The sequence below is a fragment of the Ruminococcus sp. YE282 genome, assembly GCA_900101355.1.
Classification (GTDB): Bacteria; Bacillota; Clostridia; order Oscillospirales; family Acutalibacteraceae; genus Ruminococcoides; species Ruminococcoides bromii_A.
Genome location: FMUV01000009.1, coordinates 24,685 through 44,714, shown reverse-complemented (window position 1 = coordinate 44,714; position 20,030 = coordinate 24,685). Strand labels below are relative to the sequence as shown.

17 protein-coding genes and 2 riboswitches are annotated in these 20,030 nt (G+C 40.8%); of the genes, 5 read left to right on the top strand and 12 right to left on the bottom strand.

The genetic code is table 11. The features are described from left to right. Positions 1–23 precede the first annotated feature (23 nt). The 3 genes from rplI to BLP46_RS04720 all read right to left on the bottom strand — a co-directional run bounded on the left by rplI (position 24) and on the right by BLP46_RS04720 (position 4,574). Positions 24–473 (bottom strand): 50S ribosomal protein L9, encoded by a 450-nt coding sequence (gene rplI, locus BLP46_RS04730; protein ID WP_092976416.1) that lies wholly within the window; start codon positions 471–473, stop codon positions 24–26. A 16-nt stretch (positions 474–489) separates the two neighbouring features. Next, complete coding sequence (locus tag BLP46_RS04725) at positions 490–2,442, bottom strand: GGDEF domain-containing protein (protein ID WP_092976413.1); 1,953 nt, start codon at positions 2,440–2,442, stop codon at positions 490–492. Between the two features lie 260 nt (positions 2,443–2,702). Further along, on the bottom strand, positions 2,703–4,574 hold the full coding sequence (locus BLP46_RS04720; protein WP_318259469.1) for a ribonuclease J: 1,872 nt from the start codon (positions 4,572–4,574) through the stop codon (positions 2,703–2,705). A gap of 570 nt (positions 4,575–5,144) precedes the next feature. Between BLP46_RS04720 and rnhA the strand changes: the two genes are divergently transcribed. Genes rnhA through nifU form a run of 3 tightly spaced genes read left to right on the top strand, consistent with a single transcriptional unit; the run spans position 5,145 to position 7,271 of the window. Then, positions 5,145–5,582: a ribonuclease HI gene (gene rnhA / locus BLP46_RS04715; RefSeq protein WP_092976407.1), complete on the top strand. Its 438-nt coding sequence runs from the start codon at positions 5,145–5,147 to the stop codon at positions 5,580–5,582. 21 nt (positions 5,583–5,603) lie between these two features. After that, positions 5,604–6,803 (top strand): cysteine desulfurase NifS, encoded by a 1,200-nt coding sequence (gene nifS / locus BLP46_RS04710; protein WP_092976404.1) that lies wholly within the window; start codon positions 5,604–5,606, stop codon positions 6,801–6,803. 39 nt (positions 6,804–6,842) lie between these two features. Further along, positions 6,843–7,271 carry a Fe-S cluster assembly scaffold protein NifU gene (gene nifU / locus BLP46_RS04705; protein ID WP_092976401.1) on the top strand — a complete coding sequence of 143 codons (429 nt, stop codon included), beginning with the start codon at positions 6,843–6,845 and terminating at the stop codon, positions 7,269–7,271. Positions 7,272–7,598: 327 nt separating this feature from the next. Here nifU and nrdR read toward each other — a convergent pair whose 3' ends face one another. The 9 genes from nrdR to BLP46_RS04655 all read right to left on the bottom strand — a co-directional run bounded on the left by nrdR (position 7,599) and on the right by BLP46_RS04655 (position 17,708). After that, complete coding sequence (gene nrdR / locus BLP46_RS04700) at positions 7,599–8,057, bottom strand: transcriptional regulator NrdR (RefSeq protein WP_092976398.1); 459 nt, start codon at positions 8,055–8,057, stop codon at positions 7,599–7,601. A 113-nt stretch (positions 8,058–8,170) separates the two neighbouring features. Further along, positions 8,171–8,746, bottom strand: a complete 576-nt coding sequence (locus BLP46_RS04695) for a folate family ECF transporter S component (protein ID WP_167669177.1) — start codon at positions 8,744–8,746, stop codon at positions 8,171–8,173. Positions 8,747–8,885: 139 nt separating this feature from the next. Next, a riboswitch (THF riboswitch) is annotated at positions 8,886–8,987 on the bottom strand. 213 nt (positions 8,988–9,200) lie between these two features. Beyond that, on the bottom strand, positions 9,201–9,842 hold the full coding sequence (locus tag BLP46_RS04685; RefSeq protein ID WP_092976391.1) for an ECF transporter S component: 642 nt from the start codon (positions 9,840–9,842) through the stop codon (positions 9,201–9,203). 223 nt (positions 9,843–10,065) lie between these two features. Continuing rightward, a riboswitch (FMN riboswitch) is annotated at positions 10,066–10,186 on the bottom strand. 67 nt (positions 10,187–10,253) lie between these two features. Beyond that, the gene (locus BLP46_RS04680) at positions 10,254–10,985 is read right to left on the bottom strand and encodes a DNA alkylation repair protein (protein WP_167669175.1); all 732 of its coding nucleotides are present in this window, start codon (positions 10,983–10,985) and stop codon (positions 10,254–10,256) included. Continuing rightward, positions 10,969–11,853 (bottom strand): LicD family protein, encoded by an 885-nt coding sequence (locus BLP46_RS04675; protein WP_092976386.1) that lies wholly within the window; start codon positions 11,851–11,853, stop codon positions 10,969–10,971. Before BLP46_RS04675 ends, BLP46_RS04680 begins: the two co-directional genes overlap by 17 nt. Position 11,854: 1 nt before the next feature. Beyond that, entirely contained in the window at positions 11,855–12,937 is a 1,083-nt protein-coding gene (locus BLP46_RS04670; RefSeq protein ID WP_092976383.1) for a glycosyltransferase family 2 protein, read from the bottom strand. Continuing rightward, positions 12,934–13,722 (bottom strand): hypothetical protein, encoded by a 789-nt coding sequence (locus tag BLP46_RS04665; protein ID WP_092976380.1) that lies wholly within the window; start codon positions 13,720–13,722, stop codon positions 12,934–12,936. Before BLP46_RS04665 ends, BLP46_RS04670 begins: the two co-directional genes overlap by 4 nt. 159 nt (positions 13,723–13,881) lie before the next feature. After that, positions 13,882–15,240, bottom strand: coding sequence for a Sapep family Mn(2+)-dependent dipeptidase (locus BLP46_RS04660; RefSeq protein ID WP_092976377.1), 1,359 nt, complete (start codon positions 15,238–15,240; stop codon positions 13,882–13,884). Between the two features lie 5 nt (positions 15,241–15,245). After that, positions 15,246–17,708, bottom strand: coding sequence for a YfhO family protein (locus BLP46_RS04655; RefSeq protein ID WP_092976374.1), 2,463 nt, complete (start codon positions 17,706–17,708; stop codon positions 15,246–15,248). Between the two features lie 158 nt (positions 17,709–17,866). On the opposite strand from BLP46_RS04655, the gene yfbR reads away from it, so the two are divergent. Together yfbR and BLP46_RS04645 are read left to right on the top strand one after the other, a co-directional pair. After that, positions 17,867–18,451 (top strand): 5'-deoxynucleotidase, encoded by a 585-nt coding sequence (gene yfbR / locus BLP46_RS04650; RefSeq protein WP_092976371.1) that lies wholly within the window; start codon positions 17,867–17,869, stop codon positions 18,449–18,451. 163 nt (positions 18,452–18,614) lie between these two features. Continuing rightward, positions 18,615–19,760, top strand: a complete 1,146-nt coding sequence (locus BLP46_RS04645; protein WP_092976367.1) for an LCP family protein — start codon at positions 18,615–18,617, stop codon at positions 19,758–19,760. Positions 19,761–20,030 lie beyond the last annotated feature (270 nt).

Genomic DNA, 20,030 nt, shown 5'->3' with positions numbered 1-20,030 from the left:
CAATATAAAAACTTTTTAAAAGATTATTTCTGTTCTGACACCTGAACGTCTATTTTTGCCGAAATTCCCGTAAACAACTTAACTTCGGCAGAATATGTGCCAAATTCCTTTATGTCACGTTCAAGCACAACCTTGCGTTTGTCAACGGGAATGTTGTACTGCTTTTTGATTTCTTCGGCAATTTGCTTTGCGGTAATACTGCCAAACAATCTTCCGCCCTGACCTGCCTTTGCGGTCATAACGAACTTTTTGCCCTCAAGAGTTTTCTTTTGGCTTTCAGCCTGCGCCTTTGCGGTGGCAAGTTTAAAGTTCTTGGAATTTTCTGCATTTTTATATTCATTCATAGCCTGGGCATTAGCCTCTTTGGCGAGTTTTTTCGGCAGCAAATAGTTACGTGCGTAACCGTCCGATGCCTCAACAAGCTCTCCCTTTTTTCCGAGGGCTTTTATGTCCTGCAATAAAATAACTTTCATAATCTACAATCCTTTCTTAGGAATTATCGGCGTCGTCAAGCACTGAATCAATCGCAGACACAAGCAGATGATAAACCGTGTCTTTGGCGTTCTTCTCAAGCTGGGTTGCCGCCATCGTCTGGTGACCGCCGCCGCCGAGTTTTTCCATTATTATCTGAACATTTACACGTCCGTAACTGCGGGCGGAAATGTTTATCTTGTCATTATCATTAAATATAACAAACGATGCGCTTATTCCTTTGAGCGTAAGCATTTCGTCTGCGGCTTGTGCCGCCGCAAGTCTTACGTCCGCCGAGGAATGTTTTGAAAACGAAATTGCACACCCTCTGTAAACCTGGGAACTGCAAACAATGTCCACTTTCTCACGATAAGTTTCAATACTGCCTGAGAACATCTCTTTTACAGTAAGGGTGTTTGCACCCTTTTTGCGAAGATAAGCGGCAGCTTCAAACGTTCTTACGCCTGTTTTAAGCACAAAATTCTTTGTGTCAAGCATAATGCCTGACAAAAGGGCGTCAGCCTGAACATAGCCGAGCGGTGAGTCGTCAAGACAGCTTATAATTTCACTGCACATTTCCGACGCGGATGACGCCGAAGGTTCGTGGCAAAACACAAGGGCGTTGTTAATGTAGTTAACCGCCTTGCGGTGGTGGTCAATTACTATTACACGTCTGCACTTTTCATAAAGCTGAGGACTCTCAAGAGAATGTTCAATGTGCGTGTCAACAACAATAAGCAGAGTTCTGGGGGTTACGCCTCTTTCTGCTTCTTGCGGAGTGATAAAAATTTCTTCCTCAAGTCTTTCCGAAGCATAATCAATCAACTGCTTTGCCATTGAGGTTTCACGGTTGATTACAACTTTGCTGTAACGCTTAAAAGACTTTTCCATTATGCATTGAAGTCCTATTGCAGCACCCACGCAGTCAAGATCAGAAAACCTGTGACCCATAATAAAAACTTTATCGGCGTCGCAAACGGCACGGCTCAGGGCGTTGGCAATTACTCTCATACGCACCTTGCTCACCTTTTCGGTTGCAGCCGCCTTGCCGCCAAAAAATTCATAACTGTTATTGCTGAGTATAGCTACTTGGTCGCCGCCTCTGCCGAGTGCCATTTCAAGGGCTTTTCGAGCGTTCATCTCGCTGTCTTTAATAAGCTTTTCTCCTCTGCTTAGTCCGACAGAAATAGTGGCTGTAAGATGGTTTGCGTTAATTGAGCGAATTGTTTTGAGAATCGGAAACTTTGCGGCAGTCATTTTATCAATGTCCGAATCTTTAAAAATTATCATATAACGGTTGGTTCCGACTCTCTTGTAAAGAGCGTTGTACTCCGCCGCCCATTTTTGAAGCGATGTTTCAACCGAAGCCACTATCTCGGAATACGCTTCGTCGGAATCATTAAAGAAGTCCTCCGCATTATCAAAAGAAATCAGGGCAACGCAGGGCATTGTTGAGTGATATTCACGAACTATGTTTTTATAATATGTATTTTCAAAGAAATGGCATACTATTCCGTCGCCTGCCGACACACAAAAAGCCGTAAACTCCTTGCCGTCGCACGCAATGTCAACACCCTCGCTGTCGCACACCTTGCTGATATCAAAACCGGATAAATATGCGTTTATGCTCTCGCCCTCAGGGCTTTTGCCGCCACACATAACCTTGCGAAAGCGGGCGTTGCACCAAAGTATGTCGCCGTCCTTGCCTGAAACCGCAACAGGATATTTGTACTTTTCAAGGTGCTCGGGATTAAAGCCCTTTATTTTTTCTGCGGTACTCTTAACAATACCTTTTATATAATTTTGAAATCGAATCGACAATACAATTACAATCGTAAAAGCACCGACAGTTATGCCAAGCTCGATATAGCACAATATTTTATTGTAGCTGTAAGTCGCCATTGTCATCATCAGCATTGCCATAGCAAAAATCAGAAACCAAGGCGTCAGCGTCCAATGCTTTCGTTTCATAATCTACTCCTGTTTTGAGTTAAGAGTTTAATATAAGACAGTTATTAACGATAAACTAAGAACGTGTGCGTTCAAAAGCGGAATTTAGCCGCAGTTTTGAACACATATCAGTAAAATATTTAAGTCAAAGCAAATCCTGCATAAATTGCAGGCAGTGTATAAAAACGTCAGCCCCTCAGGGCTTCAGCGGAAGATTATAACTTCCGCTGAAATTCCGAATATCTCATTCCGCCTCAAAGACGGATACATCTGTACTTAGGTTATACTTCCTGTAAAATCGGCAAAATCATCGGTGCTCTGCGTGTGCGCTGAGCAATCAACTTTGCAATTTCTTCCTTAATGCGATTTTTGATTATTCCCCACTCGTGAACATTTTTGTTTGCACAATCTTCCAAAATTGAAAGGGCAAGTTGCTTGACCTCGTCAAGAAGTCCCTCGCTTTCACGAACATAAACAAATCCTCTTGACACAATATCTGGTCCGCTGATTACGTGGCCGTCGTAAACGTCAAGCGAAGCAACTATTATTATAAGGCCGTCCTGTCCAAGGTGCTTTCTGTCGCGCAGAACTATGCTGCCGACATCACCCACGCCGAGACCGTCAACAAATACTTTTCCCGACGGAACCGGAGCAAGCTCTTTCATATAGCTTTCGTTTACTTCAACAGTGCTTCCGACATCGCCGATATATATATTCTTTTTGTTCATTCCGAGAAATTCTGCAAGTTCTGCGTGCTTTCTGAGGTGCTTCTGCTCACCGTGCACCGGAATAAAATACTTTGGCTTTACAAGCCTGTGGATAATTTTAAGTTCCTCCTGACAAGCGTGTCCGGAAACATGAACCTCATACATTGATTCGTAAATAACCTTACAGCCTCTTTTAAGCAACTCGTCAACAACGTTGCCGACTGTTTTTTCGTTGCCGGGAATAGGATTAGCCGAAATTATAATAAAATCGCCCTCTCCTACAACAACCTTGCGGTGGTCAGAGTATGCCATTCTTGACAAGGCGCTCATAGGTTCTCCCTGGCTTCCGGTTGTTACAAGAACAATCTCTTCGGGAAGATATTTGTCAAGCATATCAATATCTATTAATATGTTTTCGGGAACGTGAAGATATCCGAGCTTTTTGGCAACCTCCATATAGTTGACCATACTTCTGCCCGAAAAGGCAACTTTTCTGCCGTACTTTTCAGCGCAGTCAATAATCTGCTGAACTCTGTTTACATTTGAAGCAAATGTTGCAATAATAATTCTGTATTTCTCGGCACTTCTGAATAAATTATCAAAACTTCCCGACACAAGTCTTTCGGTCGGAGTATAGCCGGGGCGTTCAGCATTGGTGCTTTCGGCAAGCAAAGCAAGGACGCCCTCGTCGCCAACCTGTGCAAAGCTTGACAAATCAATCATATCGCCTGTAATAGGAGTACAGTCAATTTTAAAGTCACCTGTGTGAACTATTGTTCCTGCCGGGGTTTTGATTGCAAATGCAACCGCATCGGGAACTGAGTGATTAACGTGAATAAACTTAACACTCATACAGCCGAGCCTTATTACATCGCCTGCATTAACAACATTAAGTTTTGCGGAGCTGATAAGGCTGTGTTCCCGAAGTTTGTTTTCAACAAGCCCCAGCGTAAGCGGAGTACCGAAAATCGGGATATTTACTTTTGAGAGCAAGAACGGAAGCCCTCCGATATGGTCTTCGTGACCGTGGGTAAGAACCAAGCCCTTTACTCTGTCTTCATTTTGTTCAATATAAGTAAAATCCGGAATTACAAGGTCAACGCCAAGCATATCTCCGTCAGGAAATGCCATTCCGCAGTCAACAATTATGATGTCGTTTTGACACTCAATCAAGGTAATGTTTTTGCCGATTTCATTAAGTCCGCCGAGAAACGAGATTTTAACCGACGGTTTTTTTGCGGAATTTGACTTTTTATAGTAGGGTTTTTTGCCCTTTTGTGCGTTTTGACTTCTCTGAAAGCTCTCAAAATTTGCAAATTCCTTTGAATTGTTAGGTCTTCTTCCCTGATTTGAAGCCTTTGAAAACTGATTTGGTGTATTTTTTTTGTTCTTTGAGTACCAATTCTGTTTTGATTTGTTACTTGTTTTTTTGGTTTGTGTACTCACAAATTTACCTCCGTGTTTATTTAAAATTTAAAATATATATTCAGAAGAATCAGACTAAATTCTGTATAAAAATAAAATAAATACAGAATATTATAATTTGTCGCCGTCAAAAGACAAGAATATTTAGCGGCCATATTCACGGCAAATTTTTCTTCTGATTTAATCCGTAAATCCTACGGAATTTATTCCCATTTTTAGTTAAATATATACTACTTCATAATATATTTATTTATTCTACCTCAGATACAGTCATTGTGTCAAGGCATTAAAAGAATTAAAGACATTTTATTTTAAGCAACAAACAGGAGGAAATTTGCGGCGTTGTTCCTAATGTATACCGAATTTATAGGTTTTTAGTAAAATCGCTTGACTTTTGGGAAATTAAGCCGTAAAATAATAGTTAGCAGAGTCTAACCTGTATGCATTGTAAACTATTATACATTAACTCTCTCTAATTGGCAATATTAATAAATAATGGTTGCAATTATCAATTCAGAGTATTATAATAGGTAATAAATGCGATACGGCAAAAATGCAGTGTTGCACAATCATTGCATAAGGAGAATTTGCTTGAAACACGTAGATGTTTTTACGGACGGCGCTTGCAGCGGCAACCCCGGTCCGGGAGGATGGGGAGCAATTTTGAGGTACAACGGCCACGAAAAGGAACTTTCGGGCGGAGAGGCTAATACCACCAATAACCGAATGGAGCTTTCGGCGGTGATAAACGCCCTCGGTGCACTAAAGCAGCCGTGCGAAGTAACGCTGTACAGCGATTCTCAGTATGTATGCAACGCATTAAAGCTCGGCTGGGCAAAAAAGTGGAAAGCAAACGGTTGGATGCGTAACAAAAAAGAACCTGCCCTCAATCCTGAACTTTGGGAAAGTCTTTTGAATCTTTGCGAAGTACACAAGGTTGAGGTTGTGTGGGTAAAAGGTCACGCAGGTCATCCCGAAAACGAGAGATGTGACAGACTTGCCGTTGCAGCCGCACAAAAATATATTTAATGATTTGCGAAGGTGATATATATGAGAGAAATTTATGCCGATAACTCGGCTACAACAAAAATCGCACCCGAAGTGCTCGACAAAATGATGCCGTACCTTACAACTTACTACGGCAACCCGTCAAGCCTTTACAAAATAGGCGGAAAAGCCAAAGAAGCAGTTGAAAAAGCAAGAGAAAATATTGCCAAAAACCTCGGCGCCGCTCACGCAAGCGAGATTTACTTCACTTCAGGCGGAAGCGAGTCGGACAACTGGGCTCTTAAGGGTGTTTGCCATGCGCTTAAAGCAAAGGGCAAAAAACATATTATTACTTCAAAGTTTGAGCATCACGCAATTCTTCACACTTGCAAGGCACTTGAAAAAGAAGGCTTTGAGGTAACATATCTTGACGTTTACGAAAACGGCATCGTTCATCCCGAAGATGTTGAAAACGCAATAAGAGAAGATACGGCAATTGTTTCGATTATGTATGCAAACAACGAAATCGGCACAATTCAGCCTATTAAAGAAATCGGCGAAATCTGCAAAAAGCACAAGGTACTTTTTCACACAGACGCTGTACAATCTGCCGGTTATGTAAAAATTAATGTCGTTGAGCAGAATATTGACCTGCTCTCTATGACAGCTCACAAAATACACGGTCCAAAGGGCTGCGGACTGCTTTATATCAGACGCGGCATCAGAATAGACAACCTCATTGAGGGCGGCGCACAAGAAAGAAACAAGCGTGCCGGCACAGAGAACGTTCCGGGAATCGTAGGTCTTGACGCAGCTTTGCAGATGGCTGTCGATACTATGGACGAAAGATGCGCAAAGCTCACAAAAATGCGTGACAGACTCATTGACGGACTGCTTAAAATCGAGCGTTCAAGAATTAACGGCGACAGAGTTCACCGTCTGCCGGGTAACGTTAATATGTGCTTTGAGGGAATTGAGGGTGAAAGTCTGCTTCTTAAGCTTGACCTCAACGGAATTTCCGCTTCATCAGGTTCTGCATGCACTTCAGGCAGTCTTGACCCAAGTCACGTTTTGCTTGCTATCGGTCTTCCTCACGAAATTGCACACGGAAGTATGCGACTTTCGTTCTCTGACGACAACACAGAGGAGGATATTGACTATATCTTAAAGGTAGTACCTGAAATTGTTAATTATCTGAGAGCTATGTCTCCGCTTTGGGAAGATATTAAAAAGCGTGAGGCAGCCGAAGCGGCTCAAAAATAATCAGGAATTATAAATGTAATAAACAGGAGGTAAATATATATGGCTTATTCGGAAAAGGTTATGGATCACTTTGCAAATCCGCGTAATGTCGGCGAAATTGAAAATGCAGACGGCATTGGCGAAGTTGGCAACTCAAAGTGCGGAGATATTATGAAAATGTACATCAAGGTTGATAATGACATTATCACTGATGTAAAATTTAAAACATTCGGCTGCGGCGCAGCTATTGCCACAAGCAGTATGGCAACCGAGCTTATCAAGGGCAAGCCGATTGAAGAAGCTTTAAAGCTTACAAACAAGGCAGTTATGGAAGCTTTGGACGGACTTCCGCCGGTAAAGGTTCACTGCTCTGTTTTGGCTGAGCAGGCTATCAAGGCTGCTGTTTCCGACTATTACAAGAAAAAGGGCATTGACCCCGAACCGATTGTCGGCACAGTACCTGAGTGCACATCATGCTCTTGCGGCTGATAACAAATAAAATATAACGTAGTGCAGATGGTACTCACCTCTTAGGTGGGTACCATTCGGTTTTTTGGCGGGAGTTATAATCCCCGCAGAACCCCTAAGGAGCTGACGCTCCTTTGCACCCTTGCAATCTGTCGCAAATTCTGCTTCTTGAAAGCAGAGGTTGCTCCGATTTAAGACTTTAAACAACAGAGGTCAGGCTGTTTTGCCTGACCTCTGATTTTTTTATATTTTAAAGTTGTCATATAAGGACTTGCACCCTTACAAAATAAGTTTAACCGAAAATTTGATTAACAAGGTTCTGCTTAACACAGAACACCGTGATGTATATTATTTCTTTTCGGTTAGGAGTTTATTTAACTCATCCATAAAGGTATTAATATCCTTAAACTGGCGATAAACCGAAGCAAAACGCACATATGACACCTCGTCAGCCGCCTTTAACTGCTCCATGGCAAGCTCGCCAATCTGCATTGTAGTTACCTCACGGTCAAGACTGCTTTGGATTTTTGCTTCAATTTCGTCAACCATAGATTCAATCTGCTGAATTGAAACAGGACGTTTTTCACAGGCGCGCAAAATTCCTGCCGTAAGCTTATTACGGTCAAAAACTTCACGTGATTTGTCACGCTTAACAACGATTATCGGAACGGTCTCTATTACCTCGTGGGTAGTAAAACGCTTGCCGCACTTAAGGCACTCACGACGTCTGCGGATTCGCTCACCGTCATCAGCGGAACGTGAGTCAATAACTTTGCTTTCTTCATAACCGCAATATGGACATTTCATCTGCTTTCACCCCTGTATTATTCTCTTAAATAATTATAACATATTCCCGATAAAATTCAAGAAAACAATAATTACAATTATATTACAGAGAAACGGCACAGAATATAAAAGACTCAATTTAATCTGTATGACAGTGATTTGTTAATATTTCCGAGAAGTTTTCCCACTCCGAAAATCAGAAGCATCTCGGGGATGCACTTTACTGCCTGGCTTATAAATCTTGCAGACAGAAAAACGGTATAAGGTGTTCCCTTGCTTGCGCCGTAGAGCATAAACAGCCAAAGAGCCGCAAGGAATGTCTCTACCGCAAATGTATTAACAAGCCATGCTATTAGAACACGCGGGATTGTAACCTTGTTTTTATAAAATGCAAAGCCGTAAATCAATCCGGTAATCAAACCGCTTATAGTGAATCCCGGAAAATATGCGCCGGTCGGACTTATCAAAAATGAGATTATATCTCCCAATGCACCCACAAGTGCGGCAGGAAACGGTCCGAACATTGCTCCGGTTGCGGCTATCGGCAAAAATGCTGCCGAAATTTTGACATTGTTACCGAAGAACGGAAGTGTTGCGTTTGCAAACATTCCCAATACCACTCTTAATGCAAGCAGCATTGCAATACAAACAAGCGCATAGACATTTTTTAATTCTTTGCAAGAATCATAGAACTTTTTTAATTGTGACATTTTGACCTCCAAACACTGCTTTTGATTAAGTAACATTAATCAAAAGGTTGAATTACTCGGTGTTGCTTTAGGAGGTAAAGTTGCATTGTCAACAAAAAAAGCGGACAGAAAACTGCCCGCTTCAAAAACGTCCCAAAGTAACAGCGGGATGCGAAATCTGTACCGCAGAAGCAACGCTTCTTTCGTTTTTGCGGCAACTCCCCGTCCGCAAAACACTTTACGCACAAATTTCTACTCTGTGATGTTGTCTTTCGACAAATTTACTTTAAATCGGAAAAACGCTCTGCTTTGCTTGCAAGTAACAGAGATTCGACCGATTGCAAGTCGTGCAAAAGAGCATTAGCTCTCCAAAATTTCGGTCAAATATAATCTTTCACCGAAATTCTGAATGAAACCCGCCGCCTTAAAAGCAAGTAACATTTGCATTCTAATTATATCACTAAAGGAGTCTGTGTCAAGCCCTTTTGTGACTGCTGAACGAACTGTTCATCTTTTTTATTACATTTGAAAGCGGTTTGTAAATTAGAATTGTAACAATTGAAACAACAAGCCCCTTTGCAAGTGTAAAAGGCACATTAAAAATTACAAGCGATTTTAAAAGGGTGTCCGAACTCGGAAGAATTGTTTTGTACATTGCAACAATCGAGTCCATATCGCCGCCGAACCACATATTCGCATACGCAGGATAAACAATGACAAAGTTTACAATTACGCTTGCAACAGCCATGGCAACTGCGCCGATTATGCAGGCAACAACCACTCCCTTTTTATTTTTATGGTATTTATAGATTAAGCCTGCCGTAACCACAAAAACAGCTCCGAGCAAAAAGTTAGAAAGCTCTCCCACTCCCCCTGAGGTTCCGAAAGGAAGATGGATAATGTTTTTTAACAGGCAAATCACAATACCCCACAAAGGGCCGAGCACAAACGTGCCTATAAGCTCGGGCAAGTCCGAAAAGTCCAATTTTAAAAACGACGGAACAAGCGGAATTGAAAATTCGATATACTGCAACACTACTGCAATGGCAGTAAGCATGGCGGTAACCGTAAGCTTGGTTGTGAGAATGTTGTTGTTTGTTGATGTACGATTATTCATTGCGACCACTCCTTATACTGACAACCGTAACAGGTTGTTTGAGCGCAGCTGAAATTAAAAAATTCGTCAGAAAAATCAGATTTTTCTCATATAAATCTTTAATCCGATTAATGTTTCAAAATTTTTCACTTTCGGCAGCTCACAGTATGATAAAATTTTAGAGTATCGTCGGGAAAAAGAAAACCCGTTACAAAACGTAACGGGAGCGTTATGCACCAATAGTGCCAATCTTCTTTCATCCGGACTATAACCGTCGGTGCCTGAATTTCACAGGCTCGGCAAGCAACGCTTGTTCGTGGACTTTGACCACCGGTGGAGAATTTCACTCCGCCCCGAAGACATTCAATTAATATTATAATATCATTGCAATCATAATTTGTCAATGGCAATATATTTTCAAACGAGTGTAATTTATTGTTCTCGGCGTTTCAGGCTTCTTAGATAATTCTTAGTGCCATCGTCGATTCGCCTGCTTTCAACGCATTTTTGAACGGTTCGGTTAAAGGTTATATCGTCAAGCGAATTGCTTCTTAAGTACGCCAAGGTTTTTTCCCTGCACTTTGCAACAGCCGTTGCAAGCAGCCACGCCTGTGCGACGCTTACATAATAGGCTTTATTATTAATTCGATCACAGCGTTTAAGCACACAGTCTATGTAATCGTCATCAAGATAGTAGTTTAACATTATAACAACGGCAACACGAATTGCCCACTCGTTTTTGCTGTCAAGATACTTTTGAATATATTGAAAAAAATCAACCCTGTACTTTTTTACCTCTTTAACGGAGCAACAAAATCCGTCACACACCGCCCAACTGTCAACACTTGGAACAAAACTGTCAAAAAGACTTGCAAAGTCATTAAAATCTTGAGTTTTAATCAGCCCGATTACATATGCCTTAAGCATACGAATTTCGTAATAGTCATCGGCTGCCGACTCTAAAAAACTGCGGGGATTTCCCTTTGCAATCTCTTTGCTGATTTCACGCAAACGAGGAACCCTTATTCCTATAAAAACGCTTTTATCATTATCCGGCACAAGCGAAGAATGAAAGTCACGGTATTTTAAATCTGCCTCGCTCTTTAGAAGCTCAACTAAGTTTGCAAAGTCATCTTTCGTCCAGTTCTCAAGCCTTAGTTCCATATTTTGACTTCCTTTTTGCATCATATTCGGCGCATGGAGTATTAAGGTCAAGATAGGCAATATCATGATGAGGTACACGGTCTTTTTCGGGAGGAAGCTGCATATAATCGCCGAAAACCATTCTCAAATATTCATCATATCCCGACATACACGGCAGCTTGATACCCTCAAACGTAACATATGAAACCGAATCGTAGATGCGCTTGGGATACTCTTTTTTCATCCAGTACGGACCCGAACAAAGCTCGGTAACGCACTTGTTTTCGTCAATTTTGTATTTTGTCATATGTTTTTCGGCAGTGCGCCAAATCTTATTGCGAATCTTTTTGCCTCTGAAAATTGAAAGCAGAATCTTGCTTCCGAAGCTCATTATGCCCCCGTGATTTTCAGGTACAATCTGAGCCAAAAAAAGCGAATAAAGCATTGTCCAAACAAACTGCATTTTGCGTGCAAAGCGGCTGTCGGGACAAACATCAAGGGGAAATACATCAAGCACAAGCCCGTGCGGAATGTCCACATCGGTCTGATTTGTTTTTACCATAGTGTAATTTGTATCCGTTATTGTAACGAATATATTACCTGTAAACATTTCATCATCCGTCTTTAGCAATCTGAAACGTCCGTCAGCCTTTTGTTCTTTCCAAAGCACAACAAGTTTTTCATAGTCGGGTCGCGGCATAAGCACGTCCGCATCATCGTCCCACGGGACAAATCCGCCGTTTCGCAGTGCTCCGATTAGTCCGCCGCCTATAAGATAAAACGTCAGGTTGTTTTTCTGACAAAAATCTCTGAAATATACAAGCATATCGAGCTGTTTTACTTGCAGCTCACGCAGAACATTGGGGGTTAAAGTAACTTTATCAGACATATTATTCACCAACTTTGTCAGTAACAATCGTGTTTTTGGCAACCTTTCTTTTAACCTTTTCTATATGCTCTTTGGCTTTGCTGTTTTTAATTTTGTGCTGCCAAAACGGAATCTGAATAAGTCCAACCAGTGTTCCGATACCGTACGATATATGCAAAAGCGGAAAAATAAACGGCAAAAGAAAAAACTGAGGATGAATGTTTTTCATTGTAAAACACGCAACGGTGTTAACAACGTCGAACATTCCGTACAATATAATGAATATGTATAAAAACAGCGGATAACCCAAAAATGCGAGTATTGAACAGGCGATAATCATCAACAAAAATACAAAGGGAACAAAATGAAAATATGATATACAGCCGGGACATTCCGACACGGTAAGCCCTATCCAACGTCCGTTAGAATACTTTTGCCTTATCATAGTTCTAAGATTATTCCTTGAGTGCTGATAGGAGATAATGTCGGGGCAACAGGCAAGTTTGTAGCCTGCCTGACGTATTCTGTAATGGAACTCATTATCCTCTGTTCTTCCGAGGTTTTCATTAAAGCCGCCGACTTTTTGAATCACCTCACGGCGGTATGCTGCGTGAAAAAGGCTGTCAAGATATTCCTTTTCTGCCGCAGGTCTTCGGTAGCTTGCAATTGAGCTTCCGAACAGGGAATCCTCAGCCGCAAGCAAGGTAAGCTTCCAGGGAGAAACATTTGAGCTAATGTTAGGACGTCCGCCGCCGACAACATCTTCACCCTGATTTATGTTATACACATTTCTTGACACAAAGTTTCGCGGTATTCTTGCATGAGCGTCAACACGAATAATTATATCCCCTCTGGCAGTCATAAGTGCCTCATTCCACGAAAACGCCTGGTTTTTCTTGGCACACCGAACAATTTTAACGTCCCAAAAGTTGTAACCCTCGTTTTTAAACCGCTCCATCATTTCGTAAGTTCCGTCTGTTGACATACTGTCAACAAACACCACTTCAATATTTTCGTGCGGATAGTCCTGAAGCGAAATATCCTTAAACAAGCCTTTTAATGCGTTCGCTTCGTTATACGCTATCATACATAACGATACTGTCATATCAATCCCCTGTTTCTTTCATACATAACAAGCCATCGTGTTGAATTTACCGCTGATACAAGATAGTACGGCAAAACATATATTGCAGGAACAACAAAAAAGCAAAGCAAAATCCAGCCCAAAAAGCTGATTGTCAGCTTGATTGCCGAACCCAAGTGTCTCAGTGAAAACGGAATTAGTCTAAATACATAGGCTGACACCGGTTTGCTGTCGTCAAGTGCATAATACGAAAGTGGATAATAAAGCACAATCAAAAAGAATAACACCTTGACTATAACCGTAACAACCATTGACAGCACGAGGATTGCCGATGTTAAGTCAAAATTTAAACTTCCGGTTAAATCAGCGTCTAATGCGTTGGAAGCATAAAGATATGCGTTAAGAACTCCTGTTATCACGTTGTATATTACAAACAAAGCAAGGTTTAAAAGCAATGTCTTTAAATATCTGTTTATTCCTCTGAAGAAATAAAACATATCGGAAACTTCTGTTTTTTCATACAGCACAACGTTTGCCGCCATCTTGATTACACCGTTAATAATCGGCGATATGAAAACAAAGCCCATCTCTATTAACGAAGCGATAACCACATAGGAAATTTTATTTTCATCTGCAATTTCATAGGTGTTTAGGTCAACAAGATTGAATACAAAAGCAAACATACTGACAATATTCATAAACAAGATAAGTGCAATACAAACAACCGAACCCCCGGCAATAATCGGAAGCCAGTTGCCGCTTAAAGACTTTCTTGCCTGATTTTTTATAATTCTTTCGGTTTTCATTCAGTCATCCCTTTTTAGTGTAATCTAAGTGCGGAAGTTCAGCTGAAGTTATAATTTTTCCACTGAATTTCTGAGGAACCGACGCCCCTATGCACCGTCTGCAATCGCTCGCAAGTTCTGCTCTTTGCAAGCAAGGCAGAGCGATTCTCAGACTAAATATTACAATGTATAAAGCCTGTATATTGCCTCAAGGCAAATTTGAGCGTGCTTGAAGAAGTTATTATAATCCACACTTTCGTCGGCGTTGTGCATACGTATATCATCGCCCTTAAAATTCGGTCCAAAGGCAACGCCTCTGCCTCCGAGCTTTCTTGCATATGTTCCGCCGCCTGTGGAATAAATATCAACTTCTTCACCTGTTACGCTTTTGTATGTTTCGGAAAGCACCTTAATCAGCTCTGAATCCTTTTCTGCGTACAGCGGCTTTTCGTGGTTTAATACTTCTGACTTTAGATTGCTGTTTTCAGCAACTTTTTCAAATTGCTTTATAACCACATCGCTGTTCACAGTAACGGGATAGCGTATGTCAAACTGAGCGTACGCTTTGTTTTCTTCAATATGGACACAGCCGAGGTTTACCGTAAGGGAACCCGAAACGGAATCGCTCATCTTGAGTCCGAGCGAACGGCCGTTTGTCTCTTTATTTATTGCATAATCTATAAACGAGCATATAGAGCCGATTTCTGGAACATCATATGCATTTGCAATAAGGTCAATAAGCTCCAATGCCGCATTCTGACCTTTTTCGGGTTCGCAGGCGTGCGCCGCCTTTCCCCTGCTGATTATCATAAGGCCGTCAATTGTATAATTAAATTCAAAATTGCCCTTACTTGCGTCTGCAAGCCTCATAAGGAGCTGCTCGTCATAGCTTGACGAATCAAGCATTACATATGCCATATCAGGTACTGCATTTATTGCATTGCCGGAATGGAACTGAGAAAGTGTTTTTGCGTCGTTGCGTTCGGTGCTGACCTGTATATGAAGGATTCCTTTTTCGGCACAGCAAATTCCGTATTCACTGTCGGGCGTGAAAGCCATATCTGGAAGCGGCATTCTTTCAAAATAGCCGTCCATATCGTCCATACCTGTTTCTTCGGAAGTACCGTAAATTGCACGGATTGTGTTTTTTCCTGCAACGCCTTCGTCTTTTAAAGCACGCAGACAATAGAGATTAACCAAAGCCGCTCCCTTGTCGTCCGCAATTCCTCTGCCGTAAATTCTGCCGTCTTTTTCGGTAAGAACATACGGGCTTACACTCCAGTTGTTTCCGGCAGGAACAACGTCAAGGTGTGAAAGGACGCCGCAAAGTTTTCCTCCGCTGCCAAGCTCAACATGAGCGCTTTTGTCTGTAACACGCTCCGAAAGCAAGCCAAAATCGCTTGCACGCTTAATTATAAACTTGAGCGCTCTGTCACACTCGTCATCCCTTTTACCGTCAATGGACTGCATTCCTATAAGTGTGTTTAAATCCGCAAGCAACTCGTCTTTATACTTTAAAATTTTATCGCCGAATAACATAAATATCAACTCCGTTTACTAATTTTTCGCTTTTTATAAATGTGAACCAATACTGTTACACCAACATATATTGCAAAAGCACAGCCTGAAGCTATACTTATTAATAATCCTGTACTAAATCCCGGCGTTTCATAATAAAACTCAATATTGCAATCTGTATTTGCCGGAACTTTCACAGCCATAAAGCCGAAATCGACTTTTTCAATGTCAACAGGGCTTCCGTTTACGTATGCGGTAAAGCCCGTGCTGTACGGAACGCTGAAAAACAGCAGATTGTCATCGCCCTTATTATTAAATTCAGCTTTAAATCCGTTGTTTGTATATTCAAACGAACTGCAGCTTGAAGCGACAAGTTTTTGGCACTGCGCCTTGTACTGCAATTTGCCGTACTTATAATCATCAACAACACTGTCAAAACTGTCGGGGTCATCACCGTAAAGCAGCTTATACTTTTCGTCCGTATAGCCTGTAATGTCGGAATACTTTGACATTACCTCACGGCTGAGAATGAGCGAATAAAGCGTTGCTTCGGTTTTGTTGCTGTCTTTAACTCTTTCAAATTCTTCTTCGGTAATAAAGCTGTCAAATGTAAATCCCATAGGTATATAACATTCGTTTTGGTATATATCAAAATTATTGCACGTTTTAATATATTTCCAATAAGGCATCTTGGTGTTTCCCTTATCATCAAGGAACGAATAATCGCTGTCACTGCTGTCGCTGTCTTTGTTATAATCAAAGTAATATTTGCAGCTGAGCAATCCCCTAAGCCCATACACGGAAAAATTAGGTCTTGAAGCCACGTCACGGGTAACTCCCATTGCATTATAAAACTGCATAATAGACGGTGACACCAAACTTTGAAAACAGTTTATGCTCTGAATTTTCCAATACATCGGGGTATTATCAACACACTTATAAAAATCACTTCTTACGTTTTCCAAATCATCGATTTTTATATCGTCACGCGCATTGATAATGTCATCCTTAATTTTTTGCGTTGTTGAGCTTGAAATAACTCCGGTCCCGATAATAAAATATGAACTTAACAAAGCTACAATTAAAACTCCCGATATTGAGGCTATTGAAAATCTTAACAGGTTATGCCTGAACTTTTTAAAGATGAGTATAAACGCAAGAATACTCATCAGCGCCATCAAAACATATATCCAAAAACGCTCAAATGTTGCCTGAACGCCTATTGAATAAAATTCTTCGCCGTTTTCATCTTCGGTAATATTCGGCATAAACCCAATAAGCAGAGCCGCACCTACCGTAAGCGAAACCGACCATATCGTCGCACGCCGCCAATTCTTTTCGGAGCAATCTTCAAGAGCACGCAAGCTTGCAAGTATAAACATCAATACGAGCATATAAAACCAGCGTGTGTAATAAATAGAACTGTTCAGCAATTGGAACAGGCTGTTAAGCACCGGAACAAACGCAAACAGCATTAAAAGCGTAATAAATTTTTTGAGCCAGTCACGCTTGGCAGACTGCAAAAAGGCTATAACTCCCGTCATACCGAAAAGCGGAAGCCAACCTGCAACAGAAGCCCACTTGCAATTGGACTCAGGCGTGAAAACAGGCATAGCGGGCAAATCCGCAGGGAATAAAAATCCGAGAATCACAAGCCAATATCGCTGAGCCTTGTTGTTAACAAGCGCTTCCCAGCCGCTTGGCAAAGTATCCAATCGGGGATTTCCCATAATGCCCAAAACAGACGGCAAGAGGATGAATGTCGAAGCCGCAAAACCTATAACGGTTTCGAGCGCAAGGAGCAAAAATTCCCTGAACTTGAATTTATAAGCTTTGGTAAGCGTAATCATAAGAAAATATATTACAACAAAAACTACCTGACCCGCAAAAAAGTAATAATTTACAACGCAAGCCGCACAAACCGCAACCGCAAAAACTCCGCGCCTTTTGTCATATAAAAATGCATCCAATGCAGCCAAAAGAAGCGGAAAAACAATCATCGGCTCGTGAAAATGGAAAAAGAATACGTTATAAATTGAGAAGCCCGAAAACGCATACAAAAGCCCGCCCAAAACTGCGTACATCTTGTTTTTTACATAACGCTGCAAATACACATGAGCTGACGCAGCGGCACAGGCAAACTTTAAAATTAAAATGGGACCGATAAGATAAGGAACAAATTCGTTCGGAAACGGTATTGTCATCCAAAAAAACGGACTGCCCATAAGATAAAAGCTGTAACTTGACAAAAGGTCAGAGCCAAGGTCGGTTGTGTGGCTCCAACCGAGCTGACCGCTCTTTACAGCGTCGTGAACCATCTGATAAAACGGAATTTCCTGAACATTAAAATCGCCGTAGTAATAAAAAATTCCGCCGTTTAAAACAATAAACGGAACAAACAAAATAGCAGCAGCAACAAGAGCTGTAAAAAAAGTTAGCAACAGGTAGTGCCTGTTTTTGGGTTGAAAACGTCCAAGCCTTGCTGTCATTTTAATTCTCCTGACTGGTAATAAATATGAAACGTCATACGATAGTATATACAAATATTGTCTTTGACTTTTTATTATAAAATAGTATAATATCAATATATTATATCATATTCAAAGCTTATTTGCACTAATTTTTGTAAAAAAGCGGGGGATTTTTAATGCCGTACCATTTTTATGCAATGATGTCAAGAATGAAATACATCAACCGCTGGGGATTGATGAATAATACTAAAAACGAAAACATCAGTGAACACAGCCAACAGGTAGCAATAATTGCACATTGTCTTGTGCTGATACACAACAAACGCTTTGGCGGACACCTTGACGCCGAAAGAGCCGCCGTGCTTGCGATTTTTCATGACTCTACCGAGATAATCACAGGAGATATGCCCACTCCGATTAAATACTTTAATCCTCAAATAAACGAAGCCTATAAAAAAATAGAGAACGTTGCGGCAGACAAGCTTATATCAATGCTCCCCGAAGATTTCAAAGAAGACTTTGAAGAAATTATAAAAGCAAACGGCGAGCAGGATAAGGAGCTTAAAAAATACGTTAAGGCGGCGGACAAATTTTCTGCGCTTATTAAATGTATTGAAGAACTCAGAATGGGAAATGATGAATTTATAAAGGCAAAAGATACCATTGAAGCTTCTTTAAAAAATATGAATCTGCCCGAAGCGGAGGTTTTTGAAAAGGAATTTTTGCCTTCGTTCAGCCTTGCGCTTGATGAACAGGAATAATGTCGTTAATTAATCAAAAACACAGTAAAATGAGGCTTTTTAGCGAAATCGTAAAGTTATTATTCTTGTATGGAATTATCTGACAAATAATTATGATATAATAAATTGATAAGTTTATTTTGGATTATTGTATTTTACATATTAACCTAAACGGAGGTGCAGTATGTCTAACCAAACCAAAGGAAATTTAGTTGACATAAGCTCAAACACCCAGGTTCTGAATTTGTATAAGAAGAGGGGCAGAATAAAAAGAATCGTATGTATCGTTCTCTCTGTTATCTTTCTTCTATCGGGGAGCGGATTTGTTTATTACTATTCTGTGTTAAACTCAATGAACTACGTTGATATTTCTAACGACAATGATAACACCGGCTCTACTTTGCCGAGTTCTTCCGATGTTTTTGGCAACGGAACTTCAAGCAACGATTTACTTCAAAACTCAAAAGTTCTTAATGTTATGCTCTTCGGCGAAGATAATAATCATGGTGACAAGTATGGACGTACCGACACAATGATTATGCTTTCAATTGATAATATCCACAAAAAAATCAAGCTGACTTCTTTCCAGCGTGATACTTATGTGTATATTCCGGGCAACGGTTATGATAAAATTAACGCTTCGTACACGTTGGGCGGCGCAAAACTTTCAATTCAAACCATTGAAGCAAACTTTGGAATTAAGATTGACAGATATGCTGTTGTAGATTTTGAAAGTTTTATAAAAATCATAGATACCCTTGGCGGTATTGATATGGAAGTTACTCAGGACGAGATTGACTATATTAACTATCAGATGTATAAAAACGACCAGACCGATACCGCAACAACAATTACCGATGCGCCCGGCAACGTTCACCTAAACGGTCAGGAAGCGCTTTGGTATGCGCGTGACAGAGGTTTGACAAAGGGCGAAGATGACAACGAAATCGGAATTGACGGCGATGACTGGGACAGAACATCCCGTCAAAGAAAATTGCTTGAAACTTTGTTTGAAAGTATGAAGAGCGCAGATTTGGGACAAATTGTTTCAATTGTAAGCTCAATCGGTCCTTTGATTACGACAAATCTTAAAAAGGACGAGATTACAGCGCTTGTTTCAAATGCATTGACATATTTAAAATATGACGTTGAACAGTATTATGTTCCCGAAGAGGGACTTTGGTACTATGACGATGACACACCGTCGGGTTCCGTTATCAGAATTGCCGATATGGAAAAACAGCGAATTGCTTTTGCTAAGTTTATATATGAGGTTGGCGACAGCAGCTCAAATAACGGCAACGCCCAAACCACAACAAGCAGCAACTAAAACTAAACAGAATTTATAAACGGGCTGATGAATCAATCATCAGCCTGTTGTTTTTTGGTATTGTCTTGAGAGAGTGTTATGATACAATTATATTAAAACCATAATACAACGTATATCAACCTGTTAGAATATTAAGTTACAAGGCAGAAAGACAACAAAGGTACGCAACGCAAATTATGAGGCTTTATGCGACAAATCTTTTAAATCACATAGTAATAATCAATCATACACAACAAAACGGTCGGCAAAACTGCCGACCGTTAATTTGTT

Excerpts from the sequence above, each read along its gene's own strand:
- BLP46_RS04645 (WP_092976367.1), top strand. The coding sequence starts at position 18,615 with ATGTCTAACCAAACCAAAGGAAATTTAGTTGACATAAGCTCAAACACC.
- BLP46_RS04725 (WP_092976413.1), bottom strand. The coding sequence starts at position 2,442 with ATGAAACGAAAGCATTGGACGCTGACGCCTTGGTTTCTGATTTTTGCT.
- BLP46_RS04655 (WP_092976374.1), bottom strand. The coding sequence starts at position 17,708 with ATGACAGCAAGGCTTGGACGTTTTCAACCCAAAAACAGGCACTACCTG.
- BLP46_RS04660 (WP_092976377.1), bottom strand. The coding sequence starts at position 15,240 with ATGTTATTCGGCGATAAAATTTTAAAGTATAAAGACGAGTTGCTTGCG.
- BLP46_RS04675 (WP_092976386.1), bottom strand. The coding sequence starts at position 11,853 with ATGTCTGATAAAGTTACTTTAACCCCCAATGTTCTGCGTGAGCTGCAA.
- BLP46_RS04685 (WP_092976391.1), bottom strand. The coding sequence starts at position 9,842 with ATGAATAATCGTACATCAACAAACAACAACATTCTCACAACCAAGCTT.
- nrdR (WP_092976398.1), bottom strand. The coding sequence starts at position 8,057 with ATGAAATGTCCATATTGCGGTTATGAAGAAAGCAAAGTTATTGACTCA.
- BLP46_RS04695 (WP_167669177.1), bottom strand. The coding sequence starts at position 8,746 with ATGTCACAATTAAAAAAGTTCTATGATTCTTGCAAAGAATTAAAAAAT.
- BLP46_RS04665 (WP_092976380.1), bottom strand. The coding sequence starts at position 13,722 with ATGAAAACCGAAAGAATTATAAAAAATCAGGCAAGAAAGTCTTTAAGC.
- nifS (WP_092976404.1), top strand. The coding sequence starts at position 5,604 with ATGAGAGAAATTTATGCCGATAACTCGGCTACAACAAAAATCGCACCC.
- nifU (WP_092976401.1), top strand. The coding sequence starts at position 6,843 with ATGGCTTATTCGGAAAAGGTTATGGATCACTTTGCAAATCCGCGTAAT.
- BLP46_RS04670 (WP_092976383.1), bottom strand. The coding sequence starts at position 12,937 with ATGACAGTATCGTTATGTATGATAGCGTATAACGAAGCGAACGCATTA.
- rplI (WP_092976416.1), bottom strand. The coding sequence starts at position 473 with ATGAAAGTTATTTTATTGCAGGACATAAAAGCCCTCGGAAAAAAGGGA.
- BLP46_RS04680 (WP_167669175.1), bottom strand. The coding sequence starts at position 10,985 with ATGGAACTAAGGCTTGAGAACTGGACGAAAGATGACTTTGCAAACTTA.
- yfbR (WP_092976371.1), top strand. The coding sequence starts at position 17,867 with ATGCCGTACCATTTTTATGCAATGATGTCAAGAATGAAATACATCAAC.